At 62.4% G+C, this 24,445-nt stretch carries 25 protein-coding genes; 3 read left to right on the forward strand and 22 right to left on the reverse strand.

The window, feature by feature from the left end; genetic code table 11:
- Positions 1-148: 148 nt before the first annotated feature.
- Both ACI3L3_RS02250 and ACI3L3_RS02255 read left to right on the forward strand, forming a co-directional pair.
- Complete coding sequence (locus tag ACI3L3_RS02250; protein WP_404843467.1) at positions 149-1,456, forward strand: HD domain-containing phosphohydrolase; 1,308 nt, start codon at positions 149-151, stop codon at positions 1,454-1,456.
- A gap of 75 nt (positions 1,457-1,531) precedes the next feature.
- Positions 1,532-3,625 carry a PocR ligand-binding domain-containing protein gene (locus ACI3L3_RS02255; RefSeq protein WP_404843468.1) on the forward strand — a complete coding sequence of 698 codons (2,094 nt, stop codon included), beginning with the start codon at positions 1,532-1,534 and terminating at the stop codon, positions 3,623-3,625.
- Positions 3,626-3,677: 52 nt separating this feature from the next.
- Here ACI3L3_RS02255 and ACI3L3_RS02260 read toward each other — a convergent pair whose 3' ends face one another.
- From ACI3L3_RS02260 to ACI3L3_RS02275, 4 genes are all read right to left on the reverse strand, one after another.
- Complete coding sequence (locus ACI3L3_RS02260) at positions 3,678-4,325, reverse strand: HD family hydrolase (RefSeq protein WP_404843469.1); 648 nt, start codon at positions 4,323-4,325, stop codon at positions 3,678-3,680.
- 22 nt (positions 4,326-4,347) lie between these two features.
- A complete protein-coding gene (argJ, locus tag ACI3L3_RS02265) occupies positions 4,348-5,526 on the reverse strand; it encodes a bifunctional glutamate N-acetyltransferase/amino-acid acetyltransferase ArgJ (protein ID WP_404843470.1) in 1,179 nt (392 codons plus the stop codon).
- 140 nt (positions 5,527-5,666) lie between these two features.
- Positions 5,667-8,186, reverse strand: coding sequence for a preprotein translocase subunit SecA (secA, locus tag ACI3L3_RS02270; RefSeq protein WP_404843471.1), 2,520 nt, complete (start codon positions 8,184-8,186; stop codon positions 5,667-5,669).
- Between the two features lie 46 nt (positions 8,187-8,232).
- Entirely contained in the window at positions 8,233-9,426 is a 1,194-nt protein-coding gene (locus ACI3L3_RS02275) for a (Fe-S)-binding protein (RefSeq protein WP_404843472.1), read from the reverse strand.
- Between the two features lie 203 nt (positions 9,427-9,629).
- Between ACI3L3_RS02275 and ACI3L3_RS02280 the strand changes: the two genes are divergently transcribed.
- On the forward strand, positions 9,630-10,523 hold the full coding sequence (locus tag ACI3L3_RS02280; RefSeq protein WP_404843473.1) for a DMT family transporter: 894 nt from the start codon (positions 9,630-9,632) through the stop codon (positions 10,521-10,523).
- On the opposite strand, the gene ACI3L3_RS02285 is transcribed toward ACI3L3_RS02280, so the two are convergent.
- The 18 genes from ACI3L3_RS02285 to ffh all read right to left on the reverse strand — a co-directional run bounded on the left by ACI3L3_RS02285 (position 10,495) and on the right by ffh (position 24,149).
- On the reverse strand, positions 10,495-10,947 hold the full coding sequence (locus ACI3L3_RS02285) for a hypothetical protein (protein WP_404843474.1): 453 nt from the start codon (positions 10,945-10,947) through the stop codon (positions 10,495-10,497). The two genes, ACI3L3_RS02280 and ACI3L3_RS02285, sit on opposite strands and share 29 nt — an antisense overlap.
- Positions 10,944-11,219: a hypothetical protein gene (locus tag ACI3L3_RS02290; RefSeq protein WP_404843475.1), complete on the reverse strand. Its 276-nt coding sequence runs from the start codon at positions 11,217-11,219 to the stop codon at positions 10,944-10,946. Before ACI3L3_RS02290 ends, ACI3L3_RS02285 begins: the two co-directional genes overlap by 4 nt.
- Before the next feature lie 114 nt (positions 11,220-11,333).
- Positions 11,334-11,774, reverse strand: coding sequence for a hypothetical protein (locus tag ACI3L3_RS02295; protein WP_404843476.1), 441 nt, complete (start codon positions 11,772-11,774; stop codon positions 11,334-11,336).
- A 27-nt stretch (positions 11,775-11,801) separates the two neighbouring features.
- Positions 11,802-12,248, reverse strand: a complete 447-nt coding sequence (locus tag ACI3L3_RS02300) for a hypothetical protein (protein WP_404843477.1) — start codon at positions 12,246-12,248, stop codon at positions 11,802-11,804.
- Between the two features lie 206 nt (positions 12,249-12,454).
- The gene (locus ACI3L3_RS02305) at positions 12,455-13,822 is read right to left on the reverse strand and encodes an FAD-binding oxidoreductase (RefSeq protein ID WP_404843478.1); all 1,368 of its coding nucleotides are present in this window, start codon (positions 13,820-13,822) and stop codon (positions 12,455-12,457) included.
- A 146-nt stretch (positions 13,823-13,968) separates the two neighbouring features.
- Positions 13,969-14,439, reverse strand: a complete 471-nt coding sequence (gene smpB, locus ACI3L3_RS02310; RefSeq protein WP_404843479.1) for an SsrA-binding protein SmpB — start codon at positions 14,437-14,439, stop codon at positions 13,969-13,971.
- A gap of 4 nt (positions 14,440-14,443) precedes the next feature.
- Positions 14,444-16,225: a phosphoenolpyruvate--protein phosphotransferase gene (gene ptsP, locus ACI3L3_RS02315; protein ID WP_404843480.1), complete on the reverse strand. Its 1,782-nt coding sequence runs from the start codon at positions 16,223-16,225 to the stop codon at positions 14,444-14,446.
- Positions 16,225-16,524 carry an HPr family phosphocarrier protein gene (locus ACI3L3_RS02320; protein WP_404843481.1) on the reverse strand — a complete coding sequence of 100 codons (300 nt, stop codon included), beginning with the start codon at positions 16,522-16,524 and terminating at the stop codon, positions 16,225-16,227. The genes ptsP and ACI3L3_RS02320 overlap by 1 nt, the downstream gene beginning before the upstream one ends.
- A gap of 63 nt (positions 16,525-16,587) precedes the next feature.
- Entirely contained in the window at positions 16,588-17,409 is an 822-nt protein-coding gene (locus ACI3L3_RS02325; RefSeq protein WP_404843482.1) for a PTS system mannose/fructose/sorbose family transporter subunit IID, read from the reverse strand.
- Positions 17,410-17,418: 9 nt separating this feature from the next.
- Positions 17,419-18,303, reverse strand: coding sequence for a 16S rRNA (cytidine(1402)-2'-O)-methyltransferase (gene rsmI, locus ACI3L3_RS02330; protein ID WP_404843483.1), 885 nt, complete (start codon positions 18,301-18,303; stop codon positions 17,419-17,421).
- A gap of 81 nt (positions 18,304-18,384) precedes the next feature.
- Positions 18,385-18,780, reverse strand: a complete 396-nt coding sequence (locus ACI3L3_RS02335) for a YraN family protein (RefSeq protein WP_404843484.1) — start codon at positions 18,778-18,780, stop codon at positions 18,385-18,387.
- Entirely contained in the window at positions 18,762-19,400 is a 639-nt protein-coding gene (locus tag ACI3L3_RS02340) for a ribonuclease HII (RefSeq protein WP_404843485.1), read from the reverse strand. Before ACI3L3_RS02340 ends, ACI3L3_RS02335 begins: the two co-directional genes overlap by 19 nt.
- Before the next feature lie 63 nt (positions 19,401-19,463).
- Positions 19,464-19,814: a 50S ribosomal protein L19 gene (gene rplS, locus ACI3L3_RS02345; RefSeq protein WP_404843486.1), complete on the reverse strand. Its 351-nt coding sequence runs from the start codon at positions 19,812-19,814 to the stop codon at positions 19,464-19,466.
- Positions 19,815-19,856: 42 nt separating this feature from the next.
- Positions 19,857-21,146, reverse strand: a complete 1,290-nt coding sequence (gene trmD, locus ACI3L3_RS02350) for a tRNA (guanosine(37)-N1)-methyltransferase TrmD (RefSeq protein WP_404843487.1) — start codon at positions 21,144-21,146, stop codon at positions 19,857-19,859.
- 51 nt (positions 21,147-21,197) lie between these two features.
- A complete protein-coding gene (gene rimM / locus ACI3L3_RS02355; protein ID WP_404843488.1) occupies positions 21,198-21,839 on the reverse strand; it encodes a ribosome maturation factor RimM in 642 nt (213 codons plus the stop codon).
- A gap of 90 nt (positions 21,840-21,929) precedes the next feature.
- Positions 21,930-22,163, reverse strand: coding sequence for a KH domain-containing protein (locus ACI3L3_RS02360; RefSeq protein ID WP_404843489.1), 234 nt, complete (start codon positions 22,161-22,163; stop codon positions 21,930-21,932).
- 72 nt (positions 22,164-22,235) lie between these two features.
- The gene (gene rpsP / locus ACI3L3_RS02365) at positions 22,236-22,484 is read right to left on the reverse strand and encodes a 30S ribosomal protein S16 (protein WP_404843490.1); all 249 of its coding nucleotides are present in this window, start codon (positions 22,482-22,484) and stop codon (positions 22,236-22,238) included.
- 132 nt (positions 22,485-22,616) lie between these two features.
- Positions 22,617-24,149 carry a signal recognition particle protein gene (gene ffh, locus ACI3L3_RS02370; protein ID WP_404843491.1) on the reverse strand — a complete coding sequence of 511 codons (1,533 nt, stop codon included), beginning with the start codon at positions 24,147-24,149 and terminating at the stop codon, positions 22,617-22,619.
- Positions 24,150-24,445 lie beyond the last annotated feature (296 nt).

Consider the following 24,445-nt stretch of genomic DNA (forward strand, 5'->3'; position numbering starts at 1 on the left):
CGGCAGCCTTCATCCATTATCATGTATCTCTACGGTTTACCAGTTAAGCGCGTGCCTACGGCCCTTTTCTCCGCCCGGCATCTTGACGCACCCCCGCCATCATCTACAATAAAAGACTGCCCGACCTGACGAGCGATTTGGAGGAGCCATGGCCGATCCGTGCCCGTGCCCTAAGGCACACGAAGACATCGTCGCGGAAATTATTCGCGTCAACGATGAACTGTCGCAACTCAAGGACCTCGACGCCATCCTTGACCGCATCCTCACTCGGGTGCGCAAGGTGACCAAGGCGGATGCGGGAACCATTTATCTGGTCAAGGAAGGCAAGCTCCACTTCAGCTACGTGCACAATGACACCCTCTTCTCCACCGCGGTAAACAAAGAAGTCTATGGCAACTTCGCTATGCCTATAAACGATACATCCATCGTTGGCTACGTTGCCGGGCACGGCGAACTGCTTGCCATTGACGACGCCTACGACATGCCAAGCGACTCTCCGGTGCGATTCAATCCCGCCTTTGACCAAAAAACCGGCTACCGCACGCGCTCCATCCTCACCATTCCCATCAAGACCTCGCAAAACAAGGTGGTAGGCGTCATTCAGGTCATTAACGCCAAGGACGACACCGGCGCGTCCGTGCCATTTTCCGACGAGGCCAAGCAGTACCTGCCGCTCTTTGCCACCACGGCTTCCGTGGCCATTGAACGCGCCATTATGACGCGCGAGCTTATCCTGCGCATGATGCAAATGGCAGAGCTGCGCGACCCATCGGAAACCGGCGCCCATGTCCAGCGTGTTGGCGCGTATTCGGCGGAAATCTACCACCTGTGGGCGCAGCGCAAGGGCGTCCCCGAAGATGATCTCAAAAAGACCAAGGACCTTATCCGCATTGCCGCCATGCTCCACGACGTGGGCAAGGTGGGCATCTCGGACAAAATTCTCAAAAAGCCCGCCAAGCTCACGGACGAGGAATTCGCCACCATGCGCTTTCACACCGTGTTTGGCGCCAAACTCTTTAACAACGCCACGTCGGAGCTGGACGCCCTGTCCGGCGAAATAGCCCTGTGCCACCATGAAAAGTGGAACGGCAAAGGCTACCCCGGCAGCGTGAAGAATATGGACATCCACGCCAAAAGCGCAGGCAAGCCCATGCAAGGCGAGGATATCCCCATCGCCGCGCGCATCTGCGCCCTTGCCGATGTGTTCGACGCGCTGTCTTCGCGCCGGTCGTACAAGCCGCCGTGGCCGGACGAAAAGATTATCGCCGTCATCAAAGAGGAATCGGGCCAGCACTTTGACCCCGACGTGGTGGACTGCTTTTTGGACATCTGGGACGTCATCTCCGCCATCCGGGCCAAATACACCGAGGACCTGCCAGTGGACGAACAGCCCATTACGGACAATTCCAAGGCGCCCGAGGGGAAACAGACGCCCTCAGACCCGCCCAGCACGTGATGTCTGCCTGCTGCCGCCGCGGCTTTGCGCCCCCATCCCTCACGCCTCTGCACGACGGCACCACGCGAGGACACAGTGACGCATGACCATACCCTGACCGAGCTCATCAACCTCGATGAACTGCGCGAACTTACCGAGGCCTTTTCCGCGGCCACGGGCATTACCATCGGCATTGTGGACACTGCCGGGGCGGTGCTGGTGGAAACGGGCTGGCGGCGCATCTGCACGCAGTTTCACCGCGCCAACCCAGAAACAAGCACGCGCTGCACCGAAAGCGACAATTACATTGCAACGCGCCTTGGCGACGAACCCTACGTCGCCTACAAGTGCAAGAATGGAATCTGGGATGTTGCCGTCCCCATCATCATCGACGGCGTCCACCTGGCGTCCCTCTTCGTCGGACAATTTTTCTACGACTATGAAACCATTGACGAAGAGGCCTTCCGCACGCAGGCGCGGGAGTTCGGCTTTGACGAGGCGGACTACATGGCCGCCCTTGCCGAGGTTCCCGTTTACAGCAAAGAGCAGGTGGAAAGCATTATGCGCTTTGCCACCCTGTTGGTGAATATGCTGTCCTCGCAGGGGCTGAGCACCCTCCGCCTCCAGAAGGAAATCGCGCGGCGCAAACAGACCGAAGACGAGCTGGAAACCGAGCTGAGCTTCATCCAAACCCTGCTGGATACCACGCCCGTGCCCATCTATTTCAAGACCACGGACGGCATCTACCGCAAGTGCAACGCTGCGCTGGCGACCTTGTACGGCATGGAGCAGGAGGACATCATCGGCTCGGCCATCTCCGAGATTACCCCCCAGCAGTACGCCGATGTCTTTGAGGGCAAGGACGAAGAACTCCTGCGCGAAGGCGGCGCCCAAACCTACGAGGCCCACCTTCCCGGCCCGGACGGCACGGACCGCGACGTTATCATCTCGCGCGCCATGGTCCACACCGACGGCCAGCCCGCGGGCATCATCGGCGTCATTCTGGACATGACGGAGCGCCTTGCGGCCCAGCGCGAGGCCCGCCGCCTGCGCATCATCATGGACAACACCTTCAACTCCATGCCCTCGGCCCTAGTCATCGTCAGCCCCTCGGGCGCGGTGACAAGCTGGAACTCCGCGGCGGAGTCGCGCCTTGCCGTGCCGCCCGATGCCGCCAAGGGGCAGCAGTTTGTGGACATATTCCCCAGCATGAACAAATACCAGCCCATGCTGGAAAGCGCCCTGCACAAGGGCGCCCCGTCACGCCAAACCAAAGTCAAACGCCTCGTGGGCGAGGACGTCTACTACGAGGACATCACCGTCTTTCCCCTCAGCGGCGGCGAGTCCGCCGGGGCCGTTGTTCGCGTGGACGATGTGACCGAACGGGTGCGCATTGACAACATCATGATCCAAACAGAAAAGATGATGTCCGTCGGCGGGCTGGCTGCGGGAATGGCGCACGAAATTAACAACCCCCTCGGCATCATCATGCAGTGCATCCAAAATATGGAGCGCCGCCTGACCCCCACCCTGCCCGCCAACATCCGCGTGGCCGACCCCTTGGGCGTAGATCTCGCCGCCGTAGGCACCTACATGCAGCAGCGCGGCATTACGGGGTACATAACCGGCATCCGCGACGCCGCCACCCGCTCCGCACGCATTGTGCGCAATATGTTGGACTTTAGCCGCAAGAGCGAATCCCACCGCGAAAAGACCGACGTCAACGCCCTGCTGGACCGCACGCTGGAGCTGGCCGCCAGCGACTACGACATGAAGAAAAGCTACGACTTCAAGCAAATCGCCATTGAAAAGGACTACGCCAGCGACCTGCCGCCGGTCCCCATGGTCCAGACGGAAATCGAGCAGGTGGTGCTCAACGTTCTGCGCAACGCCGCTGAGGCCATGTCGGAGCAGGGCTTAACAGCAACATCACGCATCACCCTACGCACCCGGCGCGACACGGACGGCGTCCGCATTGAGATAGCGGACAACGGCCCCGGACTGAACGAAAAGACACAAAAACGCATCTTTGAACCCTTCTACACCACCAAAGCGCCGGGCATCGGTACCGGCCTTGGGCTGTCCGTGTCCTACTTTATCATCACCACCAACCATGGCGGCCTGTTCACCGTGGAGTCCACGCCCGGCCAGGGGGCCACGTTCATCATCCGCCTACCCGTCGCCCCCTAGCCCAGAAAAAAGCGCCCGGCTCATATGAGCGGGGCGCTGTGCAGTTTTGCGGCTAGTCCTTTGTGCCGTGGCCGTTTTTTCGGCTCCACCACGACTGGTCCGGCCCAAGGAACCACCAATCGGAGTGGTCCGTTGTGCTGATTTTTTCGGCAAGCTGCTGCCCTTCCGGCGTACGCAGACGCTGGAGCGCCCCCTCCAGCCACTTGGTGGCGTAGGTATTGCCCAGGTCCGCCTGCTCCTTGAGGTTCAGGATGAAGTCAATCTGGTCCGCATCCTGCGCCAGTTCGGCTTCCTTGGTTCCGGCGTCCTCCAGCTCCACCCACATGTTCAGCAGGCCTTCGGTGAGGCCGGTTCCGGCCGTAGCGTCGCGCAGGGCGTCGGTGCGGCGGGAATCATTATACATGCGGTTCACGTAGTTAAAGTCGCCGGTTCGGGCCTCGTGCAGGTCGTGGAACAGGCACAAAAGCGTGGTCCGCGCGGTGTCGGCCCCGGCCATTTCGGCAAGGACGTATCCCACAACAGCGGTGCGGAAGCTGTGCTCCGCCACATTTTCCTGTCCCGTGCCAAGGAACTGGTACCCCGTGCGCGGGGTTTTGCGGAGCATGCCGACCTCAAACAAAAAATCCGACAGCCGCTTCAGGCGGTCCATGTCCAGATTCTTCAGGGCCGGGGAATCGTAGGTGCTTTCATCATCATGCATTGTCGTCTGCTCTGCCTTCGGACTACGAGCGGTAGTCCGCGTTGATGCTCACATACTCGTGCGTCAGGTCCGAGGCGAGCAGTTCGCACGCCCCCTCCCCGTCGCCGAGGGAAATGGTTATGTCGATGTCGGGCCCCCGCAGGTGCGAGGCCAACAGGCTGTCAAAGTCCACATCCACGGGCTGTCCGGCGCGGAAGATGACCAGCCCGCCAATGGCGATGGTCACATCCTCCGGCTGAAAGACCGCGCCGCAACGGCCAAGGGCGGCGGCGATGCGGCCCCAGTTGGGGTCCTGCCCGAACATGGCGGTCTTCACAAGGGGGGAATTGCCCACGGCGCGGGCGGCCATATCGGCCTCGGCGTCGGTCTTGGCGCCGCTGATGGTGATGCGCACCACCTTGGTGCCGCCTTCGGCGTCCTGTACAATCATATAGGCCAGCGAACGGCAGACCTCAGTCAGCGCCTCGGCAAAGGCCTCCTCGCCCACAGCGTCCAGCGACACGCCACTTGCGCCGTTGGCAAGGCCATAGACGGTGTCGTTGGTGCTGGTGTCGCCGTCCACGGTGACGCAGTTGAAGCTGCCGTCCACGGCACGGCGCACAAGGCGGCGCCATACGGGGGTATCCACTTCGGCGTCGGTGAGGATGCAGCCAAGCATGGTCGCCATATTGGGGGAAATCATCCCCGCGCCCTTGCACAGGCCAAAAATGCGGACCGCGTTCTCCCCTTCACCCACCGTGGCCCACGCCACCTTGGGGAAGGTGTCCGTGGTCATGATAGCTTTGGCGACCTCCACAGGGCCGACCTTGCCAAGGGCCTTGCCCAGCTTGGGCGTGGCCGCGCGCCACGTATCCATGGCAAACTGCGCGCCGATAACGCCCGTGGATGCGGGCAGGATGGCGTCGGGCTTCAGCTTGGCGGCTTTGGCGACAAGGGCGAGGGTTTCGCGGCAGTTGGCAAGGCCCTCCTCACCCGTACAGGCATTGGCCTGCCCGGAGTTCATGAGGATGGCGCGCGCCGTGTTCGATTCCGTCATGCGCTCGCGCCCGATGAGCACGGGTGCGGCCTGAAAGCGGTTGGTGGTGAACACACCGGCCGAGGCGGCCGGAACATCGCTGACGATGAGGGCAAGGTCATCCCGTCCGGGCGTTTTAAAGCCCGCGGCGGTGGTGGCGCATCGAAATCCCTGAGGGAACTGCATGGTCGTCTCCGGTGGTGAGGGGTCGAGGGGGGATGCTGGTCCGCGGCGGCGCAGAGGGCCGAGCCGCCGGAACCGACGAAGGCGAAAGGCTCTCGCCCTCCGCCTTCTACGCCGTGGTCTGTCAGGACCGCTGTGCGGACCTAGCGGCCACAGCACTTCTTATATTTTAGTCCACTGCCGCAGGGGCATGGGTCATTGCGCCCCACCTTGGGGGCGTCGCGCCGCACGGGCTTGGTCTTGGCCTCCGCGGCCTGGTCGCCCGCACCGGCGTACTTGACGTCGGCCACCTGCTCCTTGTGCTGGAAATCGTCCTCCTGCACCTCGTTCTTGATGCGCAGGCGGCACAGGGCGCGCAGGGTGTTTTCCTTAATGCGCTCCAGCATATCCTGAAAGAGTTCAAAGCCTTCGCGCTTGTACTCCTGCTTGGGGTCCTTCTGCCCGTAGCCGCGCAGGCCAATGCCCTCGCGCAGGTGGTCCATGTTCAGCAGGTGTTCCTTCCAGCTACGGTCAAGGTTATCCAGCAGGAAGTAGCGGTAGATTTCCCAGTACATGTCCGGGGCGTCCACCTTCAGGCGCGCCAGCTTGCCGTGCACGGTCTTGCGCGCGTCATCAAGGGCGGGCATGGCGTCCTTGAGGTCGTCGGCGCGGCCAAGGTCAAAGACCTCCTCCAGCCGTCCGGCAACAAACTCCTGTGCGTCCTCATTGTCCGCATTGGCCGCCTCCAGCTCCGCGTAAAGGCCTTCCAGCGTCTGGTCGATGAACTGGGTGACCATGGCCTCCAGCTCTTCCTGTCCGGCGGCCATGATGTCGCGGCGCTGGGAGTAGATGACCGTACGCTGCTGGTTCATGGTGTCGTCAAAATCAAGCAGCTGCTTACGAATATCAAAGTTGTGGCCTTCCACGCGGCGCTGGGCGTTCTCAATGGCGCGGGAGACCATCTTGTTCTCAATGGCCTCGTCGTCCTGCAGGCCCAAGCGGTCCATAACGCCGGACAGTTTGTCCGAGCCGAACAGGCGCATCAGTTCGTCATCAAGGGCAAGGTAGAAGCGGGTGGAACCCGGGTCACCCTGACGACCGGCGCGGCCACGCAACTGGTTGTCGATACGGCGGGACTCGTGACGCTCCGTACCAAGGATATGCAGGCCGCCAAGCTCCTTGACGCCCTCGCCCAGCACAATGTCGGTACCACGGCCAGCCATGTTGGTGGCGATTGTCACTTTGCCCTGCTGTCCGGCCTCGGCCACGATTTCAGCTTCCTGCTCGTGGTGCTTGGCGTTGAGCACGCTGTGCGGGACGCGCTTCTTTTTCAGCAGCGTGCCCAGCAGTTCGGACTTTTCGATGCTGGTGGTACCAACGAGGACGGGACGGCCCTCTTGATGCAGCTCCGCCACCTCGGTGGCGATGGCCTTGTACTTGGCTTCCTGATCCTTGTAGATGACGTCGGGGTGATCCTTACGCACCATGGGACGGTGGGTGGGGATGACGGAGACGTCCAGATCGTAAATCTGCTTGAACTCCACGGCCTCGGTGTCTGCCGTACCGGTCATGCCCGCCAGCTTGTCATACATGCGGAAATAGTTCTGGAAGGTGATGGAAGCCAGCGTCTGGTTCTCGGCCTCGACCTTCACGCCTTCCTTGGCTTCCAAGGCCTGATGCAGGCCGTCGGAGAAGCGGCGGCCGGGCATGAGGCGGCCCGTGAATTCGTCAACGATGACCACCTGGCCTTCCTTGACCACGTAGGCGTCGTCGCGGCGGAAGAGCTTATGCGCCTTCAGGGCCTGCAGCACGTGATGCTGGTAGGTGATATTGGCCGGGTCGTAGAGGTTGTCCAGTCCCAGAATTTCCTCACAGCGGGCCACGCCCTCGTCGGTGAGGGAGACGGACCGGGCCTTTTCGTCCACGGTAAAGTCGCGCTCGGCCGTAAGCTTGGCGACGATGTCGTTCATCTGGGCGTACATGCCGACGGCTGTCTCGGCCTGACCGGAAATGATAAGCGGCGTCCGCGCTTCGTCGATGAGGATGGAGTCCACTTCGTCAACGATGGCGAAGTTCAGTTCGCGCTGAACCAGCTGGTCCAGATAGAACTTCATGTTGTCGCGCAGGTAGTCGAAGCCGAATTCGTTGTTGGTACCGTAGGTGATGTCCGCGCCGTAGGCGGCCTTGCGTTCCTCGTCGGTCATTCCGTGGAGGACGGTGTCCCACGACAGGCCGAGGAAGTTGTAGATATTGCCCATCCACTCGGCGTCACGCCGGGCGAGGTAGTCGTTGACGGTGACAACGTGCACGCCCTTACCGGACAGCGCGTTGAGCACCACGGGCAGGGTCGCCACAAGGGTTTTACCCTCACCGGTACGCATCTCGGCGATGCGGCCCTGATGGAGCACCGCGCCGCCGATGAGCTGCACGTCAAAGTGGCGCATCTCCATAGTGCGGCGTCCAGCCTCGCGGACATAAGCGAAAACCTCGGGGAGCATGTCGTCCAGACTGCGGCCGTTTGCGGCCTGCTGGCGGAACTCCGCGATGTGGGTGGGGAACTCGGCGTCACCAAGCGCCCGCACCTTGTCTTCAAAGCTGTTCACGCGGTCCACAATGGGGGTGAGCTGCTTGAGGAAGCGTTCGTTCTTGGTTCCGAAAAGTTTGCGGCCAATGGCACCGAGCATATATTTCTCCTAAATGTATGAGTAGCCGCGCCCCGCAGGGCGGGCCTTATTGACGAAAAATGACGGCATCCAGCCAGTGGATGACGTCCACGCCGTCCGGCGCGCTGGCGGCAAGCTGCGTTACGCAGCCGCTACAGCCCGTGAGCACCGTGGCCGGCGCCTCTCCGGCAAGGTCCTGCCAGCACGCGCCCGCCACCGTGGCGGACAGGTCCGGGGCGGCAAGCTGAAGCACGCCGCCCATGCCGCAGCACCGGGGCCGGTCCGGGCGGCGCAACCGCCCGTCTGTAACCGCGCCAAGCAGTGCGGCGTCCGGGTCATCCTGCGGCGCGTGGCAGGGCCGGTGATAGGCCACACGCCGGGGGGCGTCGTCCGTCTCCCGAAACACGGCTCCGGCAAGGAGCGCGCTCAGGGGGGTGACGGCCCCAGAAAAGTTCCGCGCCTCGTCCTCACTGTCAAAGAGGGAGGCGTCCGCCGCGTAGGCGGCGAGTCCGGCGTGGCAACTGGCACAAAAGGTGACCACAAGGGGTCGCCCGGCCTTGCGCCACAGCGAGACATTGCGCCGGCGCGCGGCCTGCATGGCGTCCGGCAATCCGGCATGGCCAAGGGTGGCGCCGCAGCAGTCCCAACGCGGCATACGCCCCGCATCCACGCCGGCAAACTGGAGCAGCTTCTCCGCCGTCGCCGTCCACGACCGGCGCACCGAAGCGGCCAAACATCCCGGGAAAAGTACGGCCTTATCGCCCGGAGCGCAAGCCGGGGGCGTTTCGGGCACAATCCATGGCGTAACAGCGCCCGTGGTCCCCATGGCGGCAAGGCGGTCCACAGCGCGGCCCACCTGCCCCTGACGGGGCGATTCGCCGCGTCCAAGCAACGCGCCAAGGCCGCCGGCAGCAGGCCATGACAGCTTAGACGACCCAACCCACGCCTTCCACAGCCACCGGGCAAAGCCGGGATGCGCGGCGCGCACGCGGGCCACAGCGGCGGGGACGTCCATATCCTGCGGACAGGCCTGGGCGCAACGCCCACAGGTCAGGCACATGCCAGCAAGGCGGGCGGCGTCCTTTTCGGTGAGGGTTTCCGGGGCCTCGGCAAGACGGTCCAGCAGAAGCATTTTGCCCCGTGGGCCAAGCTCTTCGCGGCCCGTGGCCGCCACAAGGGGGCAGACCTCAAGGCAGCGCCCGCACTGGATGCACTGCGCCTGACATGCGCCGGTGGTGGATGATGGTGTGGATGTCTTCATGCGGTGGGAGTTCCTTGCGCCGCCGCGTCATATGGCAGTGGAAAAACGCGGCAGCAGCGCAAGTGAAGACAATACGTCCGCACCGGGCTCCAGTCAATGCGGCGCCCCGCAGCAAAACCGAATTCGCTGGACTTCCACATGCCGGGCCGATAGACAACGGCAAACCGCAACACATCCCACAACCCGACGCAAGAGGACCTCGAATGCCGTCTCGTCCTACCACGGGCACCCTCATGCCCTACATTGTTCTTTTCGCCGCCATTCTCCTCTGGAGCAGCTCCTTCGTCGCCATGAAGGTTGTCCTCCAGTACTTTGACCCCTACGTCATGATTTTTGGCAGGCTCACCGTGGCCAGCATCGCCCTCGCCCCGTTCTACAAGCTACTGCGCACCGTGCGCTACCAGCCCGGCGACTGGAAGACCCTTGGCTTTATGGCCCTGTGCGAGCCGTGCCTGTACTTTGTCTTTGAATCCAACGCGCTGCAGTACACCTCCGCCTCGCAGGCGGGCATGGTGACGGCCACCCTGCCCCTGCTGGTGGCGGTGACCGCTGTGCCCCTGCTGGGGGAGACCATTTCGCGGTCCATGATGATTGGCTTTTGTATGGCCATGGGCGGCGTCATCTGGCTGAGCCTGTCCGGCACCGCCACGGAAAGCGCGCCGAATCCCATCCTTGGCAACGCGCTGGAGGGCCTCGCCATGTGCGCGGCCACGGGCTACATCATTTCACTGAAAAAGCTGTCGTTTCGGTATTCGCCGCACTTTCTGACGGCGTTTCAGGCTGTGGCGGGCGCGGTGTTCTTTTTCCCGCTGCTCTTTTTGCCGGGGACGGAGCTGCCCACCAGCTTCCCCATGGAACCGGTTTTGGCCATTGTCTACCTTGGCGTGTGCGTCTCCCTTGGCGGATACGGCATGCACAACTACGCGGTGAGTAAGATTCCGGCCAGCAAGACCACGGCCTTTATCAATCTCATTCCGGTGTTCACGGTCATCATGGGCTGGATTATTCTGGGCGAGCGCCTGAACCCGCAGCAGATGGCGGCGTCCGTTCTGGTCCTGTGCGGCGTGCTTATGAGTCAGTACGCAAAGCGGCGCTAACCGCGCCGCGCGCGGCCTGCACGTCCGCCGGGGTCACCATCTCCAGCAGGACGAGCACTTCCTCTAAGGGCAGCTCGCACCGCGTGCCGGAGCAATACTCCTTGGCCTTGCGAAGGTTCGCCTCGGTGAGTTTGCCCATGCGCACCAGCCATTGCGCCACCGAGCACTGCTCGCGGCACTGCCGGCGCTCCGCCACGGTTCCGGCTTCCTCGCGCAGTTCCTCCATACGCTGCCGGAGTGCACTTTGGCGCTGGTCAAGGCACTCGCGCTCGCGAAGCAGACCGTCGCGGCGGTGCTCAAGGCGCATGCGCTCCAGCTCCACCATGTGTACCACCCGCTGGTAATCGCGCCGCATACGCGACACAAACAGCGCCCAGCACGAGCCAAGCAGCAGCATAAGGGCGGCGGTCAACAGCAAGCTCATGCCGCGCCCCCGGCCTGCTCCAGCGCCTTTTCACGCTCCGCATTACGGATGATTTCCCGCTCGCGCTCAAGCACGTCGCGCTCCAGCTTGGTCACGGCCTCGCGGCGCTGCGACACACTCTCCCCAAGGTGCGTCACATCGTCCTGCAGCCGTTCCACAACGCTGCGCGCCTCGTTCAGGCGGCGCAGGCACTCGCTGCGCACGCTCACCGCATGGGCGGCGCACAGGGCCACCCCTCCGGCAATCACCGCTGCGCAAAGCAACTGTTCCATACTCCCTCCCGGATGATTCAAATCCGCGCAATGGTATAGAACAGCCATAGAAGAATCAATACAGTCACGAAAACGACAGAGTACACATTACAGCGCATGCAAATGCCGCGCAGTTCACTTCCCGGCCACCTTCTTTTTTGCAGATTCCATATCATACGACGACACGATATCGAGCATTATCAGTACTTCTTCTAAGTCATACGGACTTTGTGAGCCGTCTTTGAAGTCCTTTGCCTTTTGCAGGTCCTCCTGCCGCAGCTTGCCCGCCTGCATCAGGTAGCCGATGGCGGAGTCGTACTCCACGGCGGATTCGCTGAAAGACGTCAGCCCGTGCTGCGCCTGCACAATGGCAATCTGCTCGGCCTTGAGTTCGTCTTCGCGTTCCTGCAGAACGTCGCGCTCGGCCAGCAAGCTTTCCAGTTCATCGTCCAGCTTTTGCACCTCGTACTCCAGCTTGCGGATCATATCCGTATAGCCCTTGGTCATGCGTGTGTAATAGGCCGGACCTATCATAAGAAACAGCAAGATAAGGATGGAGATATAGATGACCGTCATGGGCGGCACTCCATGGGCGGGGCGCTCTTAGCGGCGGGATGTGGCCTTGGCATTTTGCACCTCTTCGGGGCTGACAATCTCCAAAAGTACGAGCACTTCCTCAATGCTCGCTTCGCTGCCCGACTTGGCGCGGAATTCCTCGGCGCGGTCGATGTCCTCCTGCGACACGCGGCCCATGGACTCCAGCACGGACAGCGCTGTACGCTCCTCACCTGCCGCGGCCTCCTCGGCCAAACGGCGCTTTTCGCGCTCGTGCTCAAGGCGCAGGGTCTCCATGTGCCGTTCCAACAGCTTCACGTTTTCCTTACGGATGGCGATGTCGTTCTGCGCGTCGCCCATATCGATTTCCTTGCGGCGACGCTGCACGCGCAGCCGCTGGATGGTCTCGATATATTTTTCGCGCACGCCGCGCACATACAGCGCAAAAATCACGGCGAACACAAAAATGACGCCAGCAAGAATGAAAAACGGCATCCATCCCTCCAGAGCCTTGCCGGAAACGGACTTCTCGTATCATCCAATAATTACGTGAATTCGCGTATGCGGGCAACCCGGACACGGCCTCCGGCGCGCTGTGCTGTGCGCGCGCGGCGCCGCGGCTTGCGGCCATAAACGACAAACGGGCCGCCCCATCGCCACGGATGGAACGGCCCGTTTACAGAAAACCCCGCGAAAACAAGTCAGTAGGCTTTGCCCGGATTCAGAATACCGTTGGGGTCGAAGCTGGCCTTGATGCTGCGCATCAGGCGGCGCTCCGCCGCGCCAATCTGCTCGTCAAAGTACGGATACTTGGTCAGCCCCACGCCGTGCTCGCCGGACATGGTCCCGCCGGCGCCCAGCACCACGCCCAGCACCTCGCGCTTGAGGGCCGTGGCGCGCTCCAGTTCGCCGCCCGCCTTGTCGTACATGATGTTCACGTGGATATTGCCGTCCCCAAGGTGACCAAAGGTGAGCACGGTCAGCCCGTGCCGCCCCGCGGCCTCGCGGATGCCCGCAATGGCGCGCGCCACCTCGCCGCGCGGGACGGTGACGTCGTCGCTCATCTTGTCCGGGGCCACGCGGAACGACGCCGGATTGATAAGGCGGCGCACCTCCCACAGGCCTTCCTCGGCCGCGCCCTGCCCGGCCTCCAAAAAGGCGGGGGACTCGGCGCCAAGGGAGGCCTCAAGACGCGCCAACTCGCCGGGCAAGGACTCCTCGGAGCCGTCAATCTGCAGCAGCAGTGCGGCCTGCGTGCCCTTGGGCCACGGGGGCACCGTCACATGCTCCAACGCGGCCAGCACCTCTGCGGCCATAAATTCCATGGCCACGGGCAATATGCCCGCCCGAAACACCGCTGCCGCCGCCTCCAGCGCCTGTTCAAGGGTCTCGAACCCCACCAGCACCGAGGCCGTGGCCTGCGGCCGGGGCAACAGCTTCAGCGTCACCTCCGTCAGACACCCAAGGGTGCCCTCCGCGCCGACAAAAAGCCGCGTCAGGTCAAGGCCCACCACATTCTTGTGGCAGCGCCCGCCCATGCGGATGACCTCGCCGCCGGGAATGACGGCCTCCAGCCCCAGCACATACTCGCGGGTAACGCCGTACTTCACGGCGCGCATCCCCCCGGCGTTGGTGGAGACGTTGCCGCCAATGGTGGAGATGCGCACGCTGGCCGGGTCCGGCGGATAGAACAGTCCCTTGGCCGCGCAGGCGCGCTGCACATCGGCCGTTACGGCCCCCGGTTCCACCACGGCCACAAAGTCGCGCCCCGAAATATCGATGATGCGGTTCATGCGCAGGGTGGAGACCACGACGCCGCCGCCCTGCGGCACGCACGCGCCCACAACGTTGGTCCCGCGGGAGCGGAAAAACAGCGGCACGCGCTCCGCATCGGCCCAGCGCAGCAGCTCGCGCACCTGCTCCCGCCCTTCCGGACGGACCACAGCCCACGGCTGATGGAACAGGCGGCTGGAGTCGCCGCCAAAGGCGCAGGTTTCCTCAGGCGACAGCGCGCAGGCGTCGCCGGGGAACAGACCGGTCAGAAAACGGCTTTGGGCCGATGTCAGCATGAAAACCCCTCCTCCAGCAGAGAGCGCCCGGTTCGCGGAGCACCGCGCCCAGTGTACGAAGCGCCGGGCGCGGGAGCAACCACGCCGCAGCACATGAAAAAAGCCGCGCGGGGCGGCTTATTATCGGTGTCGTCCACGCGGGCGGGCTACTTGTAGCGCGCCACTTCGCGGGCGGTGTCCCGCGCGATGTCGCGCTTTTTGATGTCGTCGCGGCGGTCGTAGGTCTTTTTACCCCGTCCGAGGGCAATCTCTACCTTTACCTTGCCGCGCTTGAGGTACATCTTCAGCGGCACCACGGACAGGCCCTTCTGATCCACCTTGGCGGACAGGGCGTCGATTTCGCGGCGGTGCAGCAGCAGCTTGCGCTCGCGCTCCGGCTCGTGGCCGGTGTGCACGGCGTTCTCATACGGCGCAATGTGCACGCCGATGAGAATGGCCTCGCCGTCCATAATGCGGACGTAGCCGTCCTTGAAGTTCACGCGGCCAGCGCGCAGGGATTTGACTTCCGAGCCCATGAGGGAAATGCCCGCCTCGAAGGTGTCGAGGATTTCATAGTTGCGTCGGGCGTTCTTGTTCTGGGCGATAATCTTGATGCCGGATGGTGCTGGTTTTGCCATATGTCTATATCGATTCGTCCGCGTCGAGCAGTGACGAGTAGAATGTGAGTTCTTCCGGGAAACGCTGGAAGATGGAATCCATGACGAGATGATTAATCTTGGTCACGGTGCGGCAGTCCAATATGCGGCGCAGCAGCTCCTTGCATTCGTCCAGCGTGGTTTGCCTGATGATGCGCTTGATGCCCGGAATGGCCTGCGGGTTCATGCTCATGGAATCAATCTGCATACCGAGCAAAATGGGCACGCAGAAGGGATCCGAGGCCACCTCGCCGCACAGGCTCACCTCAATGCCGCTCTGGTGGGCGGCGTCCACAACGAGCTTGATGGAGCGCAGCACGGCCGGGTGCAGCGGCTGGTAGAGGTACGACACGTCCTTGTTGGTCCGGTCAATGCCAAGGGAATACTGGATGAGGTCGTTGGTGCCGATGGAGAAGAAATCCACTTCCTGCGCCAGCAGTTCGGCGGTCATCACGGCCGAGGGCAGTTCAATCATGATGCCCACGGGAACGTTTTCGGCAAAGGGCACGCCCTCGCGCCGCAGGTCGGCCTTGACCTCGTAGAGGACCTTGTTCGCCTCGCGCAGTTCCCGCAGCCCCGAAATCATGGGGTACATCATGGCGCAGTTGCCTTCCAGGCAGGCGCGCAGGATGGCGCGTAGCTGGGTCTTGAACATCTCGCGGTGCTTCAGGCAGTAGCGGATGGACCGCAGACCAAGGGCGGGATTGCGCTCCTGCGACTGGGCATACTGGGTCATGTTCTTGTCCGACCCAAGGTCCAGCGTGCGGTAGGTGACCTTGCGCCCGTCCATGATAAGGGCGAGGTCGCGGTATTCCTCGTACAGCTCCTCCTCCGTGGGGAGGGTTTTGCGGTTCATGTACGAGTATTCCGTGCGGTAGAGGCCGATGCCGTCGCCGCCGTGGTCGAGCACTGCGGCAACTTCCTCAAAAAGTTCAATATTCGCATTCACCTGCACGCGGTAGCCGTCGGTGGTTTCGCCGGGCAGGTGGCAGTTGCTGTGGATGCTCTTTTCGTAGGTCTCGAAGCGGCTTTGCAGGTCGGAATAGAACGTGATTTCGCTCTCGTCCGGCTCCACAAGAATGCGGCCCTTGAGCGCGTCGATAATGATAAACGCGCCGTCCTGCACGCTTTCCTCCAAACCGCTGACGCCAACGATGGCCGGAATCTGCAGGGAGCGGGCAAGGATGCCCGTATGGGAGGTCTTGCCGCCCTCGGTGGTGGTAAAGGCCATAATCTTGTCCACTTCCAGCCCGGCGGTGTCCGACGGAGCAAGGTCGTGAGCAAGCAGGATAACCCGGCCCTCAATGGCCCGAAGCTCCGTGGACAGGCCCATCAGCTTGGAGAGCACCCGGTCCGCCATAAGGCGCACATCCTGAATGCGTTCGCGGATGTAGTCGTCCTTGATGGTGGAAAAGGCCTGCTCCATATCCTTCACGGCTTTGAGCAACGCCCACTCGGCATTGATGCGCATGTCCTCAATGTAGAACTTGGCCGTCTTGGCGAGCTTGGGGTCGCGCAGGATGGTGATGTGCGAATCAATGAGCAGGGCGTGGTCGCGCAGCTCGGCGGGCAGCCCTTCGCGCACGTCGGAAAGGTCCGCCGCGGCCTGCGCAATGGCTTCATCAAGGCGCGACACCTCGTCGGCGACAATGGCCGAAGCGATGGACTGGCGCGGGATGGTGCCATGCAGCCTGCGGTTCATGAAGAAGGCCTTGCCGATGGCAATGCCCGAAGAGACCGGAATGCCGGTGATGACCTTTTGGGCCACTATTTATCCTCGCCGAATCGCGTCTGGAACAGTTCTATCAGCGTCTTCAGTGCCTCTGCGGCGTCGTCGCCGCTGGCACGGACCACAAGGTCGCACCCCTGCGGCGCGGCCAGCGTCAGGATGTCGAGGATGCTTTTGGCATCCACTTCCTGTTCATCCATGGTGAGCGTGATCTCGGCGGCGAACCGCTGCGCCTCCTGAGCGAGGCGCGCTGCGGGACGGGCATGCAGGCCCAATTCATTTCGCACGCAGACTTCGGCGCTTTGGTAGCCCTCGGCGTCTTCTTCCGGTTCGATCACGATATCCTCCAATATATCATCACCCGTACGGGGGTGCTGTCGTCACAGGCATGTGCTGCGTATTCAGGTAAAGAGACCGGCGACCAAACGCTCCAGCCAAGGATACCCAAGGTACCCGGCCACAAGAAGCGCAAGGATCACCTCGCGGGACAATCCGGCGGTGAACACCACCCCGGCCAGCCCGCCAAGGGCCAGCACAGCGGCCAGCCATTCGTACCAGAGAAACGGCTCCGGCCACGCAAGGCCCCATACAAGCACCACAAGTGCGGCGTTGCAGACCTTAACGCGCTGGCCCCAGTTGATGAGGTCCCACCGCTTGAGGGTGGGAACAAACTGAAGCCCCTGCCTGAACCCTTCAAGGAAGGTGTATGCCTTGAACGCCTGAAGCGCCGCAAAACACACCACCCCTACTATCACGGCCAGCCAGCCATATCCAGCGGCCCAAAGTAAAAATGTCACCAGCGACCACAGCACCAGCACGCTGCCGCCAAAGAACGAATCCCCAATGGCGGACAGGGCATAAATGGTGGTGCCCCGCAGGCTGTCAAAGGCTTCCGGCGCAAGGAGACCGCGTGAAATCTTCACCTCCACCCCAAGGAACACGCCAACAAGCAGCGGCGTCCAAAACGGGTGGGTGTTGTAGTGCCCCACATAGCGGCGGCGGGCTTGCCGGAGCGGCTCTCCGCCGCCATACAGCGCCCGCAGTCCGGGGTCCATGGCATTGGCGAGACCGATGTTCTGCATGCCGCGCGTGTTGAACCCCGCGCCGACCAGCAGCGTGCGCACAAAACAGGCATGCAGGACCCGGGCCGAAGGAAACGTCTGCCGCTTCCCCGCACCGCTCTGCGCCTGTTTTCCGCGCTGCTTCATCTGCCCCTCAGCCATTTTGTTCCCCTACGCTGTGGGTTCGTCGTCCTGCGCCGCCGGCCCCTCACCGGTCATCAGCGCGTACACATCCTTGGTGGACCAGCCCGCCATGCGCTCGGCCACGCGGCGCGCCACCTGACGGGGCTTGCCGCCTGCGCGGCGTTCCTCCTCAATGGCGGCGAGGACGGCCTCACGGCCCGCTTCCGCCTCCTCGGCCGGCGGGCCAATCACAACGGTAAACTCCCCAAGAAGCGGCACGTCCAGTGCCGTCAGGGCGTCCAGCCGTCCATGTATAAATTCCTCATGCGTCTTGGTCAATTCCCGCGCAACGCACACCTCGCGCGGACCAAGGGCGTCATGGGCGGCCTGAAGGGTCTCCATGAGGCGGTTTTTGCGCTCGAAGAAAATCAGCGTCGCACCGGTTTGCGCATGGGCGGCAAAAAATTTGTGACGGTCTCCGGCCTTGCGCGGCGGAAACCCAAGAAACGTAAACGGCAACGGCGGCAAGCCGCAGGCGCTCAGCGCCGTGAGTGGCGCGCTGGGGCCGGGCACAGGCACCACGGTGATGCCCCGCTCGCGGCAGGCGCGCACCAGCGTAAAGCCGGGGTCGGACAAAAGCGGCGTGCCGGCATCGGACACCATGGCCACGCTCTGCCCTGCCTCCAGGGCCTCAACCACGCGCGCGGTGCGCTTCTCCTCGTTATGCTCGTGAAAGCTCACAAAGCCGTGCGAGGGGATGCCTAGGCGCTGGAAGAGCTGCCCGGTGCGGCGGGTATCCTCGGCCAATACCATATCCGCGGCGGCGAGAATGCGGCGCGCCCGCGGCGACAGGTCGTCGGCGTTGCCGAGGGGAGTCGCCACGACGTAGAGCGCGGCGTCCAGTTCTGTATTCTGTGCAATTTCATCAGTCATGGCTATCAGGTAGGCACGCAGCCGCGCCGGAAGTTTGCTCTTTCTCTACGCACTTTCGCCGCCGGGCACAACAGAGGGTGCTCACCACGGCTGCCATCCGCCACCGGCGGACAGCTCAAAGGCGTTTTCGTAATGGGTGATGCGCGGGGCCTCGCCCTCGGCGTCGCGGACAATGGCCACCACATCAAAGCGGCACGGCACATCCCAGCTCCCCGTCCGGGTCAGGTATTCCGCCGCCGCGCGCGACAGGCGCTGGCGCTTGCCCGCGTTCACGGCCCCGGCCGGGTCGGCTTGCGCGCCGCCGGTGCGGGTCTTCACTTCCACAAAGACGATGGAGCCCTTCCGGGAGCAAATGAGGTCCAGCTCACCGCCGCGGCAGCGCCAGTTGCGCTCCAGCACGCGGTAGCCGCGCTTTTGCAGATAGTCGGACGCAGCGTTTTCGCCGCGCCTGCCAAGGCTTAGATGCCGGGCAGACACAGGGATTCCTGCTTCGGCTTTTCGTCCGGGCGCACGCCCCGAAAGGTGAGACGGTGCATGCGGCACGGCCCAAGGCGGCGGATGGCCTCCAGATGAACCTTGGTGCCGTAGCCTTTGTGTTCGGCAAAGCCGTAGCCGGGATAGCGGCGGTCCAGCGAGGTCATAAGCCGGTCGCGGAAGGTTTTGGCAAGGATGGACGCGGCGGAGATGGCCGCGACCTTGCCGTCGCCCCCAACAACGGAACTCTGGGGAATATCAAGAGGGACGGACTGGTTGCCGTCGATGGCGAGGTACACGGGCTGCACCTTCATGGCGGTCACAGCCCGACACATGGACGTCAGGGTGGAGCGCAGAATGTTGATGCGGTCGATTTCCACCGGCCACCCAACACCAATACCCCACGCCACGGCTTGCGCCTTGACACGGGGTTCGAGCATGGACCGCTTCTTCTCGGTCAGCTTTTTCGAGTCCGTCAATCCGGGGAGGTCAAATTCCTCCGGCAGGATGACGGCGGCGGCGACAACGGGACCGGCGAGGCAGCCTCGGCCAGCTTCGTCTACACCAGCAAATGGCCGGGGATAGGAATCCCCGGCCATTGTCTCACATGCAAGCAACGGCATGGACAACGTCTCCTGCCGTCTGCGTCGCCCCCGGCCGGGACGGCCGGACGGCTCTGCGTGGGATTAATCCCACTGGTTCTTGGTCTTGATGCGAGCGGCCTTGCCCTTGCGCTGGCGCAGGTAGTACATGCGGCTGCGGCGGACTTTGCCTTCGCTCAGCACTTCAACGCGCTCGATGAACGGGCTGTTCAGCGGGTAGATGCGCTCGACACCAATGCCGTCGGAAACCTTGCGCACGGTGAAGGTGCTGTTGGTGGCACCACGGTTCACGCGGAGCACAACACCCTGGAAAACCTGGATGCGCTCTTTTTCGCCCTCAATGATGCGCTGGTGAACCTTGACGGTGTCACCACCCTTGAACTTCGGGAGGTCAAGGCGCAGGTGTTCACTTTCGATTTTACGGATAGCGTCCATATCAAAACTCCTTCGCGGGATATATTTCGTCGCCGAAACTTTTTAATACGCGTCGCCCAAGACGCGGTCAACGATAATGGCTGTGGCGGAACGGACGGAGAGATGGTTGTAGGCACCAAGACTCCGCACAGGGCGAAGCACTGCATCCGCATCCTCCAGCACTTCCGGCGCCAAGCCGGAAGCCGTCCCCATAACCAGAAGCACCGGCCTGTCCTGCAGCATATTCTGCACAGCAGGAACAGTAGCGCTCCCTGCGCCGCGCGCCGAAGTGGCGACGACTGTCGGGCCCTGCCCCGTCTTGCGCTCCACGTCGGCGATGATCTCTTGCAGATCGTGCGCCGTGGTGATGGAGCCAAAGGCGTCGGTGCGGTCGCGGTTGGCCTTTCGGCCCGGACCTTCGAGCCAATGCCCGACCAGCCTTTCGAGCAGGCTACGCTGGTCGGCGAGGGGGGTTGCTATATAGTACCCTCCAAGACCGTAGGTGCGCGAAACGCGGGCTATATCGTGAACGTCGAGATTTGTCAAAGACACAGCGACGGTTTGCCCAAATTTATTGAGCACCGGCGCATGCAGTAACGCCACGTATAAATTGCGCCCAAGCGTTCCAACTCCGCCAGCAGCCCGAATTTCGCGCATGGTGCGGATATCGCTCTCGGTCAATGCTGCATCAGCCAGAATGTCCGGACGGTGCGCAAGTGTCACTTCCAGTGCCTTGCGTCGCCGCCACTCGGCAATGCGGCCATGGTCACCGCAAGTCAGAATATCCGGCACCTTGCGTCCGCGAAATTCCGCAGGTCGCGTGTAGTGGGGATACTCCAAAAGCCCATGGGAGAAGCTCTCCTCGTCTCCGGAGTCCTCGTGGCCCATAAACTCCGGCACCAGCCGGGACACAGCCTCTACGACGCACAGCGCGCCTGCCTCGCCCCCATTCAGGACGAAGTCGCCCACCGAGACGCCCTCGATGGGATATTCCTCGAACACACGCTCGTCTATGCCCTCATAGCGGCCACAGATAAGCGTTATGTTCTCCTCCTGGGCAAGCTCACGCGCGAAGGCCTGGTCCATAGGACGGCCGCGCGGCGTCAGCGCCAGCATGCGCCCGGGGGTTTCAATGCTGTCCAGCGCCTTTGTCAGCGGGTCGCACATCATCACCATACCGGGACCGCCCCCGTAGGGCCTGTCGTCCACGGTGCGGTGCCGGTCTTCCGTAAAGTCCCGGGGATTGATGCGGGTAAAGCCCACCAGTCCTTCCTCCACGCCTTTGCCCAGCATGGCGCTGGTCAGCGGGGAATCGAAGAACTCGGGGAAGAGAGAGACAAGATGGAACTGCACGTAGGATGATCCTTTCCGGTCAGGACGATGCGCGCCGCGAGACGGCGGACGCTAGTCGTCCCCAAGATACAGGTCGAGCAAACCGGGCGGCGGCGCAATGACCACGACGCGGGCGTCAAGGTCCACATCGCGCACGAATTCCTCGGCAACGGGGAAGAGCACTTCCCTGCCGTCCGGGGTATCAATGGCCCAAAGCTCCTGACCAGCGGGCATCTGCACTTCACGCACGGTGCCGAGCGCCTCGCCGCCCTCCAGAACCACACTCAGGCCCTCTATCTGATACAGATACAGTTCCTCGTCGGTGAGTTCGGGCAGGTCGGCCTCGCGCACGAGCATTTCGTGCCCGCGCAGAGCCTCCGCCGCTGTTCTGTCCGCCACACCCTCAAAGGTGACAAGCACCGCGCCCTTGTGCGAGCGCCACGACGCGACGCTGTAGCGACGCAGACGGGGCTTTCGCGGACGCATGGGGCGTCTGCCGCGCCCCTTGCGGGGTGGCGGCGTGGGTTCTTCGGCCTCTTCGGCCTGAGGACCGGGGCGGAGGTACACAGCGGAGAGCTGGTCAAAAAGAGAAGGGGAGTCCGCATACGAGCGTATGCAGACTTCCCCTCTGAGTCCGTGTGGCTTCGTCACCTCGCCGATAACGACGAGGTCTTTGCTGCCAACCGGCATGCCTTGCGATTTCGCGCTGCTCATAAGCATTCACACGATGAACCGCGTACAGCACGTCGCCGCGCAGCACGGCACGTGGCGCAGGGCGAGGGAGCCGGGAGAAAGGCCCCAGCCCTACTCGATGATTTCCAGCACAGCCCGTTTCTGGGCCTTGGTGGAAGCCGCGCCTATGATGGTTCGCATAGCCCGGGCGGTGCGCCCCTGCTTGCCGATAACCTTTCCGAGGTCTTCCTTGGCGACCTTAAGCTCGATCACCGAAGTCTGTTCTCCCTCAATTTCCGAAACCTCGACCGCATCAGGATTATCGACCAAGGATTTCGCAATGTAGGAAATCAGATCCTTCAACATGATGACCTCCGGCTGGGAAATCAGATTTACTGCAGAACACATCGCCGCGTGTGACGTCCGTACGAACGGATACTACTCGCTGGCAGACTCGGCCTTTTTCAGCAGGGAACGAACGGTATCGGAGGGCGTAGCGCCACGCTCCACCCATTTCTGCACCTTCTCGGTGTCGATCTTGATTTCCACGGGCGTGACCATGGGATTGTAGTGGCCCAGGAATTCCAGCGGCCGACCGTCGCGACGGGTGGCGCTGTCGATAGCGACAAGCCTGTAGAAGGGACGCTTTTTGGAGCCCATACGGGTGAGTCTCAGTTTAAGAGCCATGTGGTTTCCCCCATTCTGATAGATAGTATTACAATTGAAAGAAAATGCAAGCAGTCTGCGCAAAACCCGCACCTGCCTGACCGCGATCCGAGCCGGATTCGGGCCCACACCGCGGCCCGCTCTACTCCGGTATTACTTCTTTTTCCGCTTTTTATTCTTGCCGGCGGTCTTTTTACGCTTTTTGCGCTGGGTTTTGGGCTTGGATGAGCCGCCACCGGGGGCGCCCATGCCTTCCAAACCGTCCATCCCTTCCATGCCGGGCATACCGGGCATTCCAGGCATCCCACCAGGCATCCCGCCGGGCGCACCGGGCAAGCCGGGCATCCCCTTGGGCATGCGGGGCATACGGGGCTTTTTGCCCTTGCTGCCACCGCCCATCATCTTCTTCATCATCTTGCGCATCTGCTCGAAGTTCTTCACCAGTTGGTTCACGTCGTTCACAGTGACGCCGGAACCGCGGGCGATGCGCTCCTTGCGGCTGACATTGATGACGGAGGGATTGCGGCGTTCCTCCATCGTCATGGAGTTGATGATGGCTTCTACGCGGGCCATTTCCTTATCAGGCATGGACATCTCGCCGAGCTTGTCCTTCAGCCCGCGCATGCCGGGAATGAGCTTCAGCATCCCCTCAAGGGAGCCCAGCTTCTTCAGCCGGCGCATCTGCGTGCGGAAGTCTTCGAAGTCGAATTCCGCGCGCTGAAATTTTTTGCCGATGGCTTCGGCTTCTTCCGTGTCCATCGTGGTCTGGGCTTTTTCGATAAGGGTGAGCATGTCACCCATACCCAGAATACGCGAAGCGGCGCGGTCCGGATGGAAGACCTCCAGATCGCTCACCTTTTCGCCAACACCCACGAACTTCACCGACTTGCCGGTGACGGACTTAATGGACAGGGCCGCACCACCGCGGGCGTCGCCGTCCATCTTGGTCAGTACAACGCCGGAAATGTCAAGCCTCTCGTTAAAGGACTCGGCAACATTCACGGCTTCCTGACCGATCATGGCGTCGGCCACGAACAGGATTTCGCCGGGCGTGCAGGCCGTCTTGATGTTGGCCAGCTCCTGCATCAACTCTTCGTCGATGTGCAGGCGGCCAGCGGTATCCAGCAGGACAACGTCGCATCCTGCCTCCTGCGCGGCCTTGATGCCCTCGCGGCAGATGTCCACAGGATTCATATCCGGGGTGGACGGATACACCGGCACCTCAAGCTGCTTGCCGAGGGTCTGGAGCTGGTCGATAGCTGCGGGGCGGTAAACGTCGGCGGGGACGAGATACGGCTTCAGCTTCCGCTCGCGGCGAAAATGCAGCGCCAGCTTGGCGGCCGAGGTGGTCTTACCCGAACCCTGCAGGCCCACCATCATAAGGACGGCGGGGGTGCCGCGCAGGTCAACGTCCTGCGTTTCACCGCCCAGCAGTTCCACCATTTCGTCGTTGACGATTTTGATGACCTGCTGGCCGGGGGTCAGGCTGCCGAGCACCTCCTGCCCGAGGCAGCGCTCGCGGATGCGGTCCGTAAACTGCTTGACGACCTTAAAGTTGACGTCGGCCTCAAGCAGCGCAAGACGCACCTCGCGCAGGCCCTGCTGGATGTTTGATTCGTCAAGGCGCCCCTGGCCCTTGAACTTCTTAAAGACTGAATCTAGGCGGTCTGAAAGGCTGTCGAACATAATATACGTTTCCCGTCCCAAAAAAATAAAAGAGGTTCTTGTTAAAGAACCTCTCCCATTTAGTCAAGCTTGACTGGCGCGGGATGTTTACCCGACGCACATGCAAAGGTCAAGAGGCTCAGCACAAGGAGACACTTTGTCCATCATTTAGCACTGCTATGCACGGCGCATGCAGTGCGTGCCGAGGGATATAACGCCACAGGCCGAGGTGCCCCGTGGGCAACAGACACCCCGGCCACGCCATAGGCATGGCCGGGGTGCGCTTTATGATTGTATCGGCTCAGGGCCCGCCAATG

This window comes from Desulfobaculum sp. SPO524 (assembly GCF_044987625.1).
Classification (GTDB): Bacteria; Desulfobacterota; Desulfovibrionia; order Desulfovibrionales; family Desulfovibrionaceae; genus Desulfobaculum.

What these genes read in the sequence shown, in the direction of transcription:
- argJ (WP_404843470.1), bottom strand. Translation starts at nt 5,526, where the DNA reads ATGCAGTTCCCTCAGGGATTTCGATGCGCCACCACCGCCGCGGGCTTT.
- ACI3L3_RS02360 (WP_404843489.1), bottom strand. Translation starts at nt 22,163, where the DNA reads ATGTTGAAGGATCTGATTTCCTACATTGCGAAATCCTTGGTCGATAAT.
- ACI3L3_RS02250 (WP_404843467.1), top strand. Translation starts at nt 149, where the DNA reads ATGGCCGATCCGTGCCCGTGCCCTAAGGCACACGAAGACATCGTCGCG.
- ACI3L3_RS02290 (WP_404843475.1), bottom strand. Translation starts at nt 11,219, where the DNA reads ATGGAACAGTTGCTTTGCGCAGCGGTGATTGCCGGAGGGGTGGCCCTG.
- ffh (WP_404843491.1), bottom strand. Translation starts at nt 24,149, where the DNA reads ATGTTCGACAGCCTTTCAGACCGCCTAGATTCAGTCTTTAAGAAGTTC.
- ACI3L3_RS02325 (WP_404843482.1), bottom strand. Translation starts at nt 17,409, where the DNA reads ATGGCTGAGGGGCAGATGAAGCAGCGCGGAAAACAGGCGCAGAGCGGT.
- smpB (WP_404843479.1), bottom strand. Translation starts at nt 14,439, where the DNA reads ATGGCAAAACCAGCACCATCCGGCATCAAGATTATCGCCCAGAACAAG.
- ACI3L3_RS02260 (WP_404843469.1), bottom strand. Translation starts at nt 4,325, where the DNA reads ATGCATGATGATGAAAGCACCTACGATTCCCCGGCCCTGAAGAATCTG.
- ACI3L3_RS02295 (WP_404843476.1), bottom strand. Translation starts at nt 11,774, where the DNA reads ATGACGGTCATCTATATCTCCATCCTTATCTTGCTGTTTCTTATGATA.
- secA (WP_404843471.1), bottom strand. Translation starts at nt 8,186, where the DNA reads ATGCTCGGTGCCATTGGCCGCAAACTTTTCGGAACCAAGAACGAACGC.
- ACI3L3_RS02305 (WP_404843478.1), bottom strand. Translation starts at nt 13,822, where the DNA reads ATGCTGACATCGGCCCAAAGCCGTTTTCTGACCGGTCTGTTCCCCGGC.
- rplS (WP_404843486.1), bottom strand. Translation starts at nt 19,814, where the DNA reads ATGGACGCTATCCGTAAAATCGAAAGTGAACACCTGCGCCTTGACCTC.
- ACI3L3_RS02340 (WP_404843485.1), bottom strand. Translation starts at nt 19,400, where the DNA reads ATGCCGTTGCTTGCATGTGAGACAATGGCCGGGGATTCCTATCCCCGG.
- rsmI (WP_404843483.1), bottom strand. Translation starts at nt 18,303, where the DNA reads ATGACTGATGAAATTGCACAGAATACAGAACTGGACGCCGCGCTCTAC.
- ACI3L3_RS02275 (WP_404843472.1), bottom strand. Translation starts at nt 9,426, where the DNA reads ATGAAGACATCCACACCATCATCCACCACCGGCGCATGTCAGGCGCAG.
- ACI3L3_RS02285 (WP_404843474.1), bottom strand. Translation starts at nt 10,947, where the DNA reads ATGAGCTTGCTGTTGACCGCCGCCCTTATGCTGCTGCTTGGCTCGTGC.
- ACI3L3_RS02300 (WP_404843477.1), bottom strand. Translation starts at nt 12,248, where the DNA reads ATGCCGTTTTTCATTCTTGCTGGCGTCATTTTTGTGTTCGCCGTGATT.
- ACI3L3_RS02280 (WP_404843473.1), top strand. Translation starts at nt 9,630, where the DNA reads ATGCCGTCTCGTCCTACCACGGGCACCCTCATGCCCTACATTGTTCTT.
- rpsP (WP_404843490.1), bottom strand. Translation starts at nt 22,484, where the DNA reads ATGGCTCTTAAACTGAGACTCACCCGTATGGGCTCCAAAAAGCGTCCC.
- rimM (WP_404843488.1), bottom strand. Translation starts at nt 21,839, where the DNA reads ATGAGCAGCGCGAAATCGCAAGGCATGCCGGTTGGCAGCAAAGACCTC.